The organism is Roseomonas sp. CECT 9278, from assembly GCF_918698155.1.
Classification (GTDB): domain Bacteria; phylum Pseudomonadota; class Alphaproteobacteria; order Acetobacterales; family Acetobacteraceae; genus Neoroseomonas.
In genome coordinates this window covers 62,152-74,928 of record NZ_CAKKLX010000025.1, presented here as the reverse complement: position 1 = coordinate 74,928, position 12,777 = coordinate 62,152, and the positions used below count along the sequence as shown (strand labels likewise).

Below are 12,777 nucleotides of genomic sequence, written 5' to 3'. Positions count from 1 at the left end.
GGCCGCGGCGCGGGCGCAGGGCGCGGTGGCGGGGCGCGCCACGCCGGCGCCGTCGATGCGCCCGCGGCTATTCGCCAATGATGGCGGCGCGGCGCGGCCGGAGGTCGGCTTCCTGGGCTTCGACGTGGGGCGCGGCAGCGGCAGTGCGCCGCGCGGCGGCCGGCCGCCGGCGCCCCGGCGCGGCTGAGCGGGCGTTTCGGCACGCACACGAGGCCCACCGGCCAGCATGGCGGCAGCGCCGGCGGGCCGAGCCCGCGGTGCCGGAACGACGCTGGAGCAGCGCCCGACCCGATGGGATGATCCGACCGGTTGAAGCTGCGCGTGGAAGCGAAGGGCTGGAGCCGGTCGGGATCAGATGGACTCATCTGGTCGCGCGAAGGTGTTCGTGAAAACAATGGCCTGGAGGCCCTGCACTGCCCCAGGGCGAGCGGAACTGGCGCTATTCGGCGGCCAGGGCCCGCGCCGGCGCGTCGGGGCTGCGCATCTGCACCAGTGTGAAGATGCCGGCCGGCGGGCAGGCTTCCATGCGCTCCACCGCATCGACCTCGGGGTCGAGCAGGTCGCGCAGCGCGAAATCGGGATGCCAGCCAAGCCGGCGCGCCAGTGGCGCCATGGCGCGCTCGATCCACCAGCGCGGTCCGCCCTCGGCGGCGAAATGGTTCACGAAGAGCAGGTGGCCGCCGGGGCGCACCACGCGCGACATCTCGGCGAACAGTTTCTTGGCGTCGGGCACCACGCTGGCGGTGAACATCGCCACCGCGATGTCGAAGGACCCGTCGGCGAAGGCCATGTGCTCGGCATCCATCTCGAGCAGGCCGCCGACATTGCCAAGGCGCTCGGACTCGACGCGTTCCTTGGCCTTCTCCAGCATCTCGCGCGACAGGTCGATGCCGACCACCTGCAGGTCGCGGCGATAGAGCGGCAGCGCCAGCCCGGTGCCCACGCCCACTTCCAGCACGCGCGGCCCGGCCAGGCGGTTCACCGCGGCCACGGCGCGCCGCCGGCCGAAGCCCGACACGCCGCCGAACACCGTGTCGTACACGCCCGCCCAGCGGCGATAGGCCTCGCGCACGCTGTCGGCATCGAGCGCTGCGCGCGCATGCCCGCGTTCCTCGGCCCCCTTGGCCATGCCGATGTCAGCCATAGAATCCCTCATGCGCGGCTCCCGAACGGACCGCGAGGCACGCGAACCCGGTCACGGGCCCGCCACATGTCTGGCTAGACCAGCGGGAAGCGCGGCGCAAGCGCGGGCTTGCGCGGCCTGGGTCAGGCGCTGCCTTGCCGGGCGCGGTCGGGCAGTGCCACCAGCACGCCGCCGGCGGCGATCACCGCCATGCCGGCCAGCGTCATCATGTCGGGGAAGTCGGCGAAGACCAGGATGCCCGCGAGCACCGCCCAGATCATCTGCGTGTAGGACATCGGCGCCAGCAGGCTGACCGGCGCGCGGGCAAAGGCCAGCACCATCAGCCCGTGCCCGGCCCCACCCAGGATGCCCAGCAGCACCAGCACGCCCCAGCCGCCCGTGCTCGGCCAGGACCAGGCGGTCGGCAGCATCGCGGAGGTGACCAGCGCCGCCGCCAGGGAGGTGTGCAGGATGGTGGTGCGCGGGTCGTCGATCGCCGCCAGCTTGCGCGTGAGGATCTGGTACACCGCGAACAGCGCCGCGGTGCCCAGCGGCAGCAGCATGGCCCAGTGCACCGGTTCGCCGGCGAACAGGAAGGGCGGGCGCAGCAGCACCACCACCCCGACCAGCCCCACCACCACGCCGGTCCAGCGCCGCCAGCCCACGCTTTCCTTCAGCCACACCGCGGCAAGTGCCACCGTGAACAGCGGCGAGGCGAAGCCGACCGCCGTCGCATCGGCCAGCGGGATATGCACCAGCGCCGTGGTGAACAGCCAGTTGCAGGCCGCCAGAGTCAGGCTCCGCAGGGTCTGCAGCCCCGGCGCGCGGGACCGCCAGGGGAAATGCCCCATGGCGATGCGCAGCGCGATCGCCACGGTGATGAAGCCGAACAGGAAGCGCGCCCACATCACCTGCGGCACGGCGAAATGCGCCGTGAGCAGCTTGATGATGGTGTCCATGACGACGAAGGTCGCCAGCGCCGCGAGCTGCAGCGCCACCCCGGCCAGGCTTGATTGCATGTCGCGCGCAGCATCGCCGCAATGCGGGGCGCGCGGAAGGGAGGATGTTCCTTGCGGCGCCGCATCATGCGCCGCAAGGGTGGGGCGGACGCCGCCTCAGCTGATCCAGGGGCGGCGGCGCCACAGGTCGGCATAGACGCCCTGCGCGCGCCGCATCCGCGATTCCCAGGCCGCGCCGGCTTCGTAGCTCGGCTCGATGAACTGCGCCTCGAAGGTGGTGCGCGTCGCGGGGTCCTCGGCGGCGTCCTTCACCGCCTCGCGCAGGCGATCGACGATGGGCGCGGGCGTGCCGGCGGGCATGACGATGCCGCGTTCGGAATACATCTCGATGTCGAGGCCCATGCCACGCAGCGTCGGCGTGTCGGGGGCGAAGCGGCTCTGCGTGGCGCCGGCATGGGCGATGTAGCGCATGCCCTGCGGCGCCGGCGCGTATTCGCCGATCGAGACCATGTTGGCCTGCACCTGGCCGCCCATCAGCGCGGTGCGCTGCTGTGGCGCGCCGTTGTAGTGCACGATGGTGAAGCGCGCGCCGGTCTCGCGTTCCAGCATGACCAGCAGCAGGTGGTCGTCGGTGCCGATGCCCGAGGTGGACACCACGATCTGCTCCGGCCGCTCGCGCCCCAGGCGGATCAGGTCGGCCATGTCGCGGATCGGCCCGTCGGCCTTCACCATGAAGCCGGTCGCGTCGGTCATGATGTTGCCGACGAAGGTGAAGCTGTCCAGGGTGTACTGCGCGCGCCGTTCGACCGGGATGGTCACGAAGGACGGCATGTTGGTCAGCCCCAGCACATGCCCGTCCGGCCGCGCCCGCGCCACATAGGTCAGCGCGATCTCCGACGACGCGCCCGGCCGGTTCACCACCGTGACCGGCTGGCCGAGCCGCGGTTCCAGGTGCCGGGCGAACAGCCGGGCCACGATGTCCGTCCCGCCGCCGGCGGCGAAGCCCACCACGAATTCGATCGGCCGGTCGGCACGCCAGGGATTGGCGATCGCCGGCGCGGCGAAGGGGGTGGCGGCCAGGGCGCCGATCGCGGCACGGCGGGTCAGCATCGTCATGGGATCCTCCTCGACGTCGGACCGATGACATGCCGATGATCGCCGGCTTGCGGCAGGGGCAATCGCGCCCCGCTTGCGTGAAGCGGTAAAGCCTTCAACCGATGCGCGCGCGAATCCGCAAAGACTTTACACGCCGTGGGCGACGCGCCCCGCATGGCGCGATAGGCTGCGCGCATCGGGGAAGGACGCGTCCATGATGAAGGTGTTCCTGGCGCATACGCCGGAGATGTTCGCCGGCTACTACGGCGATCGTGCGCTGGCGGCGCTGCGCGAACATGCGGAGGTGGTGCGCAATCCGGGCGACGTGGTGCTGTCGGGCGCGGCGCTGGCGGATGCCGCGCGCGGCTGCCAGGCGATCGTCGCCGACCGCGCCACGCCGGGCACCGCGCAGACCTTCGCCGCCGCGCCCGACCTGGTCGCCTTCCTGCGCGTCGCGGTCGACATCAGCACCATCGACGTGCCGGCCGCGAGCGCCGCCGGCGTGCTGGTCACCCGCGCCACGCCGGGCTTCATCGACAGCGTCACCGAGGTCGGGATCGGCTTCATGGTGGACCTGGCGCGCGACCTGTCGGGCTATGCGGCAGCCTATCGCCGCGGCGAGGAGCCGCAGGGGCGGATGGGGCTGCAGCTCTCGGCCGCCACGCTCGGCATCGTCGGCTATGGGCGGATCGGGCGGCGGCTGGCGGAGGTCGCGCTGGCGCTGGGCATGCGCGTGCTGGTGAGCGACCCGCATGCGGTGGTGGACGACCCGCGCATCACGCAGCTGGATTTCGCCGCGCTGCTGGCGGGGTCGGACATCGTCGTCTGCCTCGCGATTTCCAGCCCCGAGACGCGCGACCTGTTCGATGCCGCGGCCTTCGCGCGCATGAAGCGCGGCGCGCGCTTCATCAACCTCTCGCGCGGGGAGCTGGTCGACGAAGGCGCGCTGGAAGCCGCGCTGGACAGCGGGCACCTGGCAGGTGCCGCGATGGATGTCGGCCGCGCGCAGGACCAGCGGCCCTCGGCCTTCCTGGCGCGCCGGCCCGACGTGCTGGCCGCGCCGCATATCGCCGGCCAGACACCGGAAGCCATGGAGCACCAGGCGATGGACACGGTGCGCCAGGTGGCGTCGCTGGCGCGCGGCGAACTGCCCGACAATGCGGTGAACGCCACGGCGGCGCATCGCCTCGCGCGCATCGGGATTCGCGCAGCGTGATCGGCGTCGGCATCATCGGCCTGGGCATGGCGGTCAAGCCGCATGCGCTGGCGCTGCGCGACCTCGAAGCGGCGGGGCGGCTGCGTGTGGTTGGCGGCTTCGCGCCATCGGGCGACCGCCGCGCCGCCTTCGCCGCCGCCTGGGGCTGGCCGGTCTTCGACCGCATCGAGGCGCTGCTCGCGTCGCCGGGGCTCGGGCTGGTGCTGGTGCTCACCCCGCCGCGCACGCATCTGCCGCTGGCCGAACAGGCCTTCGCCGCCGGCTGCGACGTGCTGGTGGAAAAGCCCGTCGAATGGGATGGCGCGCGCGCCGCCGCGCTGGTCGATGCGGCCGCGCGCGCCGGGCGCCGGGCCGCCGTGGTGTTCCAGCACCGCTTCCGCCCCGCCGCGCTGCGGTTCAAGGCTGCGCTGGACGATGGCGCGCTGGGCGACATCCTGTCCGCTTCCGCCAGCATCCGCTGGTGGCGCGACGATGCGTATTTCGCCACCCCCGGCCGCGGCATGAAGGCGCGCGATGGCGGCGGCGTGCTGTTGACGCAGGCGATCCATACGCTGGATCTGCTGTTGCATCTGGCCGGGCCGGTCGCCTCCGTGACCGGCTTCGCGCGCACATCGGGCCTGCGCGCCATCGACACCGAGGACATCGCCGCCTGCGCGCTGCGCTTCACGAACGGCGCGATCGGCGCGGTGGATGCCACCACGGTGGCGCGCCCCGGCTTCCCCGAACGCATCGAGATCGCGGGGTCCCGCGGCAGCGCGGTCCTGGCCGCCGAGCGGCTCGACCTGCACATCGAGGGCCGCGCGCCGGACATCATCGACCACGGCAGCGCGGGCGGCGGCGGCGCCGACCCCATGGCCTTCGACCACGGCCCGCACCGCGCCATGATCACCGAGGTGCTGGACGCCATCGCGCAGCGCCGTGCGCCATCCAACGATGCCGCCACCGGCCTGCCCGTGCAGCGGCTGATCGAGGCCTGGCTGCGCAGCGCGGAGTCCGGCCGGGCCGAGGCACCCTGACCGCTACGCCACGGCGCGCCGCCGGAACAGCGCCGTCACGCCAGGGATCGACCACGCCGCGGCCAGCAGTGTGAGCACGCACAACCCCATGCTGATCGGCCGCGTGAAGAAGGGGCTCAGGTCGCCGCCCGACAGCACCAGCCCGCGCAGCAGGTTCTTGTCCAGCAGGTCCCCCAGCACGATGCCCAGCACCAGCGGCGCCATCGGGAAGCGCAATTCGCGCAGGATGAAGCCGACCACCCCGGCGCCCAGCATCACCCAGATGTCGAACAGCCGCGACGTGATGGCGAAGGCGCCGACCGTGCACAGCACGAAGACCACCGGCATCAGCCGTGCGCGGGGGATCAGCAGGATCCACAGCAGCGGCTTCACCAGCACCAGGCCGTAGAACAGCTTCACCATGTCGGCGATCACCAGCATCGCCACGATCTGGTAGATGAATTCAGGCGACGTGATCGCCAGCATCGGCCCCGGGTTCAACCCATGGATCATCATCGCCGCCATCAGCACGGCGGCGGGCGCGGAACCGGGCACCGCCAGCGTCAGCACCGGGATGATGGCGCCGGGCACGCAGGCGCTCTCGCCGGTCTCGGCGGCCATCAGGCCCTCGACGCTGCCCTTGCCGAATTTCTCGCGCTCCGCGCTCGCGCGCTTGGCGGCGGCATAGGATGTCCAGGCGGCGATGTCCTCGCCCAGCCCCGGCATGGCGCCGATGAAGGTGCCCAGCGCACCCGACCGCAGGATGGTGCGCCAATACATCGTGATGTCGCGGATGCGCGGGATGACGCTGTCGATCTTGGACGACACCGCCTTCACCGCCGGCCCGCGCATGGCCGACAGCACTTCGGCCACGCCGAACACGCCGACCAGCACCGGCAGCAGCCCCAGCCCGCCCGCGAGATCCCCGTTGCCGAAGGCGAAGCGCGCATAGGCGTGGTTCGTCTCCTGCCCGATGGTGGCGACGAACAGGCCGATGAAGCCGGCGATGTAGCCCTTCAGCGGATCCCCGCCGGACAATGACCCGGCGATGATGATGCCGAACATCGCCACCCAGAACATCTCGTACGAGCCGAACTGCAGCGCGAATTCGCCGAAGGACGGCGCGAACAGCGCCAGGATCAGCGTGCCGAACAACGTGCCCAGCCACGACCCGGCGGTGGAGATGCCCATCGCGCGCCCCGCCAGCCCCTGCCGCGCCAGCGGGAAGCCATCCAGCGTGGACGCGGCGGATGCCGGCGTGCCGGGAATGTTCAGCAGGATCGCGCTGCGCGACCCGCCATAGATCGCGCCGACATACACGCACACCAGCACGAGCATCGCGACATTCGCGCCCATGCCGAAGGTCAGCGTGGTCAGCAGCGCGACGCCCATGGTCGCGGTCAGCCCCGGCAGCGCGCCGATCACGATGCCGATCAGCACCGCCCACAGCGCATGCCACACCGCGCCGCCGCCCAGCACGTGCGCGAAGCCGCCCAGCAGCATGTCGAAAGGGTTGGTCACGGCAGGCGCAGCAGGAACAGCTTTTCGAACACCAGCGTCACCGCAAGCCCGGTGCCCAGGCCGACCAGCGCGGCTTCCACCACGCGCCGCACGCGGCGTTCAGGCCCCTGGTCCCATTCGAAGACGGTGGTGAAGGCGAAGACGAACAGCGCCGAGGCCAGCCAGAACGGCACGCGCCCGACCAGCACGCCGGCATAGACCACGCCCAGCACCGCGGCGGTCAGCAATTGCCGCCCGTCGCCATTGGCCGCGCGGCGTGGCGCATGCACCGCCCAGCCGCCGCGCCGCACCGCCCGCAGCCCCAGCACGCCGGCCAGCAGCGCGATCATGGCGCCATAGAATCCCGGCACGATGCCCGGCGCCGTCAGCCCGGTGCCGGACTGCTCGACAAAGCGCGGCATCGACCAGGCCTGCGCCATGATGGCGATGCCCAGCGCGAACAGCACCGCCGCCGTGACCAGGTCGGCGCGCGGCGATGCCGGCGCCTTCTCGCCATCGAGCGGCGTGACGACGTCCGGCGTGCTCAAAGCCGGGCGATGCCCAGCGTCTCGGGGCTCACGCGCGCCTTGCCGCCATCGAAGTACAGCCAGGCGGTCTGGCGGACCATCTTCCAAGCCTCGTCATGCGCCGCCTGGCCGTGCAGCGGCGTGAACAGCGCGGCGCGCGAATTGGCATAGTCCTTCAGGCGCTGCGAATTGGCGATGGTGTTGGTCCACAGCCCCGTCATGGTCTGCACCACATTGTCGGGCACGCCCTTCGCCGACCAGATGCCGAAGTAATTGAGCGGTGCGGGAATGCCCGGGATCCAGCGCCGCACCGACGGGATCTCGATGGCCGGCGCATTGCCCTGCGCGGCGAGCGTCACCGGGTTCTCCGACTGCACGGCCAGCGGCACCAGGCGGCGCGCGCGGATCATCTCGGCCGCTTCCACCAGCAGCACGGCGCCGAGCGGGGTTTCCCCCGACACCGTCGCGATCATCGCCGGATTGCCGCCATCATAGGTGGCATGGCGATATTGCAGCTGGGTGGCGGCGCGCAGCGCCTCCATCATGTTGTGCCCGGCCGAGGACACGCCCGCGGTCGCCACGCCGATGCCCTGGCCGCGCGTCTTGAGCGCCTCCAGCGCCGCGCCGAAATCGCGGAAGCCCGATTGCGGGTTCGCCACCAGCACGTTCACATTCGCCACGGCGAAGAACAGGTTCCAGTCCGACAGCTGCGTATCCAGCAGCCCGAGCACCTTGTAGCAGCCCACATCCACCGCCGCGCCGGCGGCCCAGGTCAGGCCATCCTTGGGCGCTTCCAGCGCATTGCGCGTGCCGATCGACCCCGACGCGCCGGGCTGGTTCACCACCACCACGCGCTGGCCGAGCGGGCCTTCCAGCTCGGCCGCCACGATGCGCGCCATCTGGTCGGTGGAGCCACCGGCCGCCCAGGGCACGATGATCGTGACGGGACGTTCGGGTCGCCACGCCCCCTGCGCGCGCAGCGTGACGGGCGCCGCGATGCCGGCGGCGGCGGTGGCGATCAGATGCCTGCGGAGCATGTCTTCGACCCTTCCCTCAGCGTTGTGGCGCGCCGCGTTCGGCGTGGCGTCGTGGTGAAGTAACCTTGTGGTTACCGTGATGGTGCGGCCGCGCTCGCGGTGGCGTCAAGGCGCCCCCGGCATCGGCCGCCGCGCGGCGCATCAGCCGAACTCCGGCCCGGCGACGGCGGCGATCTGCGCGGCGTCGCCCGGCACGTCGGCGCCGAGCGCCATGCGCGTGAAGGGCCGCTGCAGCGTCCCGCCCGCTGCCGCGACCCAATCGCGCAGCGCGCCGCGCGCATCGGGCAGGTCGACCACCGCATCGCCGGGCAGCGCGGCGCGCGCGGCCGCCAGCACGGCGCGCGCCGCGGCATCGTCGCGCGCCACCACCGGGCCGATCTGCGAGCCGCGCGCGCCATCGCGCGCGAGGGCGAAGCCGCCGGCGGCGACGAAGGCCGGCGCGCGGGCGGCGAAGTCGCGCAACAGCGCCTCGCGCGGCGCGCCGAAGGCGGCCGCATCGCCCGCCAGCACCGCCGGCCAGTCGGCGTCGCGCAACGGCCGCGCACACGGCACCGCGGGAAGCACCGGCATCGACCAGCGGGAGAACCCCCACAGGTCGCGGAAGCCGAGCCGGCGATAGACCTCCCGCCCCGCCGGCGTCGCGTCGAGCGCGATGCAGCGCGTGCCGGCCAGCGCGTCGATCGCCCAGCGCATCAGCGCCGTGGCATGGCCCCGTCGCCGCAGGTCGGGCCGCACCAGCACCATCGAGATCCAGGCCAGGTCGGTGCCATGGCGGATCACCGCCGCGGTGGCTGCCAGCGCATCCTGGCCGTCGTCGATCGCGCGGCCTTCGCCGGCGTGCAGGAACGCCGCCCAGTCGCGCTCCACCTGGTTCCAGCCGACCAGGCGCGACAGCGCGGCGGCGCGGGGCAGGTCGTCCGGCATCAAGGGGCGCATCGCGCGATGCCACGCCGCGCGCGGGCCGCCGTCAAGCGCTTGACGAAGGGCCGCGCAGCCCGCCCACTCGGCGCCATGGCCGCCTCGATGCCTCGCCTGCTGCTGGTCGGATGCGGCGCCTTCGGGCGCGTGCACCTGGCGGCGCTGCGCGGCATGGGCATCGAACCCCTGGTGCTGGACGCCGACGCCGGCGCCGCGGCGGCGACAGGCTGCACCGTGGCGCGGTCCCTGGCGGATGGGCTGGCGGCCTGCGACGCTGCCATCATCGCGACACCCGTGCCCACCCACCTCCCGATCGCCGGCGCGGTGCTGCGCGCCGGGCGCGACCTGTTCCTGGAGAAGCCGGCGACCGAGACGGCGGCGGAAGCGGCCGCGCTGGCCGCGCTGGCCGACGCGCAGGGTCGCATCGCGCAGGTCGGCCTGTATTTCCGCTTCCACCCCAAGGCGCAGGCGCTGCGCCGCATGGTGGCGGCCGGCGAGTTCGGCGCGCTGCATCACATCGCCGCGCGGTTTTCCGGCGTGAAGCGCGCGCGCGGCGATTCCGGCGCGCTGCTGAACGACGCCGTGCATTTCGCCGACCTGCTGCCCTGGATCGCCGGCGAGGCGCCCGCGAAGGTCTTCGCCACCCTGTCCGATCCGCTCGGCCGTGGGCGCGAGGACCTGGCGGTGATCCAGATGATCTTCCCCTCCGGCCTCACGGCGCTGATCGAGGCAGGCTGCGTGCTGCCCGGCCGCTGGCCCGACGCCGTGGTGCCAGGTGCCGAGACGCGCAAGGAAGTGACGGTGGCCGGCCGCGCCGCGCTGGCGGAAGTGGATTTCGCCGCCGAGACCTTCGCGCTGCGCCGCGGCACCCACCAACCTGCCGCGCAAGGCGCCTGGCTGCCGCGCCACGCGGCGCGCGAGGACCCCGCCATCCCCGCCGCCGACCCGGTGCAGGTGGTCGCCGCCGAACTCGCCGCCTTCATCGACGCCGTCCGCACGCGCCGGCAACCGCACGCGAACCTGCGCGACGGCGCGCTGGCGCCCGCGCGCATCCTGGACGCGGCACGGCGTTCCGCGGCAGAAGCGCGCGTCGTGTCGCTCACGGAGATCGCCTGATGCGCATCAGCCTGTGCAACGAGGTCGTGCGCGACCTGGACTTCGCCGCGCAATGCGCGCTGGCGGCGGGGCTCGGCTATGACGGGCTGGAAGTGGCGCCCTTCACGCTGGATGCCGAGGCGCCGCACCTGCTGCCGGCGGCGCGGCGCATCGACCTGCGGCGCGCCGCGGCCGATGCCGGCACGGCGATCACCTCGCTGCACTGGCTGCTGGTCGCACCCGCCGGCCTGTCCATCACCACCGCCGATGCCGCGACCCGCGCGCGCACGCTCGATGTGATGGAACGGCTGGTGGCGCTGGCGGCGGATCTCGGCGCGACGCTGCTGGTGCATGGGTCGCCCGGCGCACGGCAGGTCGCCGCCGATGGCGACGCCGCGCGCGCGGAGGAGGCGATGGCGCGCGCCGGCGACTGGGCTGCGCGGTATGGCGTGACCTATTGCCTGGAACCGCTCGATGCCGGGCAGACCAATTGGTGCACCACGGTCGAACAGGCCGCCGCCATCGTGCGGCGCATCGGCAACCCGGCGCTGCGGACGATGCTCGACACCTGCTCCGCCGCGAATGGCGAGGCGGACAGCATCCCCGCGCTGCTCGACCGCTGGATGCCGTCGGGGCTGATCGCGCATATCCACCTGAACGACCGCAACAAGCGTGGCCCGGGGCAGGGCGGCGATCGCTTCGGCCCGGTGCTGGAGGCGCTGCGCCGCACGAATTACACCGGCTTCGCCGCGGTCGAGCCCTTCGACTACATCCCCGACGGGCCGACCAGCGCCGCGCGCGCGATCGGCTACCTCCGCGCCCTGCAGGAACCCGCCGCATGACCGCCCCGCGCTTCCGGCTGCTGGAAACCCAGCGCTTCGAATGGCCGTTCCAGCTGCGCCTGCCCTTCCGCTTTGGCGTCATCACCGTCACGCATGGCCGCCAGGCGGTGGTCCGCGCGCGCATCGCGCTGGAGGACGGGTCAGAACATTGGGGCGTGGCGGCCGAGACGCTGGCCGCCAAGTGGTTCGACAAGGACCCGCGCTGGTCCGACGCGCAGAACGAACACCAACTGCGCCGCGCGCTGGAACTGGCCGAACAGGCGACACTGGCCGCCGGCGCGAATACCGCCTTCGGGCACTATGCCGATTCCTACGCCGCGCATGTCGCGGCCTGCGGCGCGGAGCAGCTGAACCCGCTGGTCGCCTCCTATGGCCGCGCGCTGCTGGATCGCGCCATGCTGGATGCGCTGCTGAAGGCGCAGGGGCTGTCCTTCGCGCAGGGGCTGCGCGCGAATATCGGCGGCATGGCGCCGCATGCCGTGCTGCCCGACCTGCCGGGCGTCGACTTCGCCGCGATGCTCGCGTCACTCACGCCCGCACGGCGGATGCATGCGCGCCACACCATCGGCCTGGTCGACCCGATCACCGCCGCCGACCAATCCGAACGGGTCGATGACGGCCTGCCCGAGACCGTCGAGGAGGTCGCCGCCATCTATCGCCACGCCTGGTGGAAGCTGAAGGTCGGCGGCAATGTCGCGGCCGATGTGGACCGGCTGTGCCGCATCGCCGCCGTGCTCGACCGGCTGCATGGCTACCAGGTCAGCCTCGATGGCAACGAACAGTACGAGGATGCCGAGGGCGTGCTGGCGCTGTGGCGCGCCATGCAGGCGGAACCGCGGCTGGCGCGGCTGAATGCGTCGATCGCCTTCATCGAGCAGCCGGTGAAGCGCGCGAAGGCGCTTGAGGGCGCGATGGGCGCTCTGGCCGCCGCGCGCCCGGTCATCGTGGATGAGAGCGACGGGCCGCTCGATGCCTTCGTGCAGGCGAAGGCGCTCGGCTACACCGGCATTTCGTCGAAGGCGTGCAAGGGCGTGTGGCGGTCGCTGGTGAACCTGGCGCGTTGCCGTGCGTGGAATGCCGCGGAGGTTGCGCCGCGCTACTTCATGAGTGCGGAGGACCTGACCACGCTGGCCGGCGTCTGCGTGCAGCAGGACCTCGCCCTCGTGTCGGCGATGGGCCTGGTGCATGTCGAGCGCAACGGCCATCACTTCGTCGATGGCTTCGCTGGCCGTTCGAAGACGGAGGCGGTGCGCTTCATGGAGGCGCATCCGGATTTGTATGCAGACACCCCGCGTGGCCCGCGCCTTCTGATCCGCGAGGGCGTACTGGAACTGGGCTCCGTGGTGGATGCCGTCGGCCTCGGGTGCGGCTTGGACGTCGACGTCGCGCCGATGGAAACGATGCCAAGGGCGAAGTGGCCATAAATCGCGGTCCAGGGGGCCGTCGCCCCCTGGTGGGGAGCCCGAGGGG

The 12,777-nt window shown here is 72.5% G+C and carries 13 protein-coding genes; 6 read left to right on the top strand and 7 right to left on the bottom strand.

Annotated features, from left to right (window positions below):
- Window positions 1-187: hypothetical protein (locus LQ222_RS16555; RefSeq protein ID WP_230167940.1), on the top strand; the 187-nt coding region annotated here is incomplete at its 5' end.
- A 252-nt stretch (window positions 188-439) separates the two neighbouring features.
- Here LQ222_RS16555 and LQ222_RS16550 read toward each other — a convergent pair.
- The 3 genes from LQ222_RS16550 to LQ222_RS16540 all read right to left on the bottom strand — a co-directional run bounded on the left by LQ222_RS16550 (window position 440) and on the right by LQ222_RS16540 (window position 3,198).
- A complete protein-coding gene (locus tag LQ222_RS16550; RefSeq protein WP_230167939.1) occupies window positions 440-1,144 on the bottom strand; it encodes a class I SAM-dependent methyltransferase in 705 nt (234 codons plus the stop codon).
- 122 nt (window positions 1,145-1,266) lie between these two features.
- Window positions 1,267-2,142 carry a DMT family transporter gene (locus LQ222_RS16545; protein ID WP_230167938.1) on the bottom strand — a complete coding sequence of 292 codons (876 nt, stop codon included), beginning with the start codon at window positions 2,140-2,142 and terminating at the stop codon, window positions 1,267-1,269.
- Between the two features lie 96 nt (window positions 2,143-2,238).
- Entirely contained in the window at window positions 2,239-3,198 is a 960-nt protein-coding gene (locus LQ222_RS16540; RefSeq protein ID WP_230167937.1) for a tripartite tricarboxylate transporter substrate binding protein, read from the bottom strand.
- 193 nt (window positions 3,199-3,391) lie between these two features.
- Between LQ222_RS16540 and LQ222_RS16535 the strand changes: the two genes are divergently transcribed.
- Complete coding sequence (locus tag LQ222_RS16535; RefSeq protein WP_230167936.1) at window positions 3,392-4,393, top strand: NAD(P)-dependent oxidoreductase; 1,002 nt, start codon at window positions 3,392-3,394, stop codon at window positions 4,391-4,393.
- Window positions 4,390-5,409, top strand: a complete 1,020-nt coding sequence (locus tag LQ222_RS16530) for a Gfo/Idh/MocA family protein (RefSeq protein ID WP_230167935.1) — start codon at window positions 4,390-4,392, stop codon at window positions 5,407-5,409. The genes LQ222_RS16535 and LQ222_RS16530 overlap by 4 nt, the downstream gene beginning before the upstream one ends.
- A 3-nt stretch (window positions 5,410-5,412) precedes the next feature.
- Here the strand turns inward: LQ222_RS16530 and LQ222_RS16525 are convergent, their stop codons facing one another.
- The 4 genes from LQ222_RS16525 to LQ222_RS16510 form a co-directional block, all read right to left on the bottom strand.
- The gene (locus LQ222_RS16525; protein WP_230167934.1) at window positions 5,413-6,909 is read right to left on the bottom strand and encodes a tripartite tricarboxylate transporter permease; all 1,497 of its coding nucleotides are present in this window, start codon (window positions 6,907-6,909) and stop codon (window positions 5,413-5,415) included.
- Window positions 6,906-7,436, bottom strand: coding sequence for a tripartite tricarboxylate transporter TctB family protein (locus tag LQ222_RS16520; protein ID WP_230167933.1), 531 nt, complete (start codon window positions 7,434-7,436; stop codon window positions 6,906-6,908). Before LQ222_RS16520 ends, LQ222_RS16525 begins: the two co-directional genes overlap by 4 nt.
- Window positions 7,433-8,452, bottom strand: a complete 1,020-nt coding sequence (locus tag LQ222_RS16515) for a tripartite tricarboxylate transporter substrate binding protein (RefSeq protein WP_230167932.1) — start codon at window positions 8,450-8,452, stop codon at window positions 7,433-7,435. Before LQ222_RS16515 ends, LQ222_RS16520 begins: the two co-directional genes overlap by 4 nt.
- Window positions 8,453-8,593: 141 nt before the next feature.
- Window positions 8,594-9,376 carry a GNAT family N-acetyltransferase gene (locus LQ222_RS16510; RefSeq protein WP_230167931.1) on the bottom strand — a complete coding sequence of 261 codons (783 nt, stop codon included), beginning with the start codon at window positions 9,374-9,376 and terminating at the stop codon, window positions 8,594-8,596.
- Between the two features lie 99 nt (window positions 9,377-9,475).
- On the opposite strand from LQ222_RS16510, the gene LQ222_RS16505 reads away from it, so the two are divergent.
- Genes LQ222_RS16505 through LQ222_RS16495 form a run of 3 tightly spaced genes read left to right on the top strand, consistent with a single transcriptional unit; the run spans window position 9,476 to window position 12,731 of the window.
- On the top strand, window positions 9,476-10,486 hold the full coding sequence (locus tag LQ222_RS16505; RefSeq protein WP_230167930.1) for a Gfo/Idh/MocA family protein: 1,011 nt from the start codon (window positions 9,476-9,478) through the stop codon (window positions 10,484-10,486).
- On the top strand, window positions 10,486-11,307 hold the full coding sequence (locus LQ222_RS16500) for a sugar phosphate isomerase/epimerase (protein ID WP_230167929.1): 822 nt from the start codon (window positions 10,486-10,488) through the stop codon (window positions 11,305-11,307). The genes LQ222_RS16505 and LQ222_RS16500 overlap by 1 nt, the downstream gene beginning before the upstream one ends.
- The gene (locus LQ222_RS16495) at window positions 11,304-12,731 is read left to right on the top strand and encodes a mandelate racemase (protein ID WP_230167928.1); all 1,428 of its coding nucleotides are present in this window, start codon (window positions 11,304-11,306) and stop codon (window positions 12,729-12,731) included. The genes LQ222_RS16500 and LQ222_RS16495 overlap by 4 nt, the downstream gene beginning before the upstream one ends.
- The last annotated feature ends 46 nt before the right edge of the window (window positions 12,732-12,777 follow it).

Excerpts from the sequence above, each read along its gene's own strand:
- LQ222_RS16550 (WP_230167939.1), bottom strand. The coding sequence starts at position 1,144 with ATGGCTGACATCGGCATGGCCAAGGGGGCCGAGGAACGCGGGCATGCG.
- LQ222_RS16545 (WP_230167938.1), bottom strand. The coding sequence starts at position 2,142 with ATGCAATCAAGCCTGGCCGGGGTGGCGCTGCAGCTCGCGGCGCTGGCG.
- LQ222_RS16540 (WP_230167937.1), bottom strand. The coding sequence starts at position 3,198 with ATGACGATGCTGACCCGCCGTGCCGCGATCGGCGCCCTGGCCGCCACC.
- LQ222_RS16535 (WP_230167936.1), top strand. The coding sequence starts at position 3,392 with ATGATGAAGGTGTTCCTGGCGCATACGCCGGAGATGTTCGCCGGCTAC.
- LQ222_RS16515 (WP_230167932.1), bottom strand. The coding sequence starts at position 8,452 with ATGCTCCGCAGGCATCTGATCGCCACCGCCGCCGCCGGCATCGCGGCG.
- LQ222_RS16510 (WP_230167931.1), bottom strand. The coding sequence starts at position 9,376 with ATGCCGGACGACCTGCCCCGCGCCGCCGCGCTGTCGCGCCTGGTCGGC.
- LQ222_RS16505 (WP_230167930.1), top strand. The coding sequence starts at position 9,476 with ATGCCTCGCCTGCTGCTGGTCGGATGCGGCGCCTTCGGGCGCGTGCAC.
- LQ222_RS16500 (WP_230167929.1), top strand. The coding sequence starts at position 10,486 with ATGCGCATCAGCCTGTGCAACGAGGTCGTGCGCGACCTGGACTTCGCC.
- LQ222_RS16495 (WP_230167928.1), top strand. The coding sequence starts at position 11,304 with ATGACCGCCCCGCGCTTCCGGCTGCTGGAAACCCAGCGCTTCGAATGG.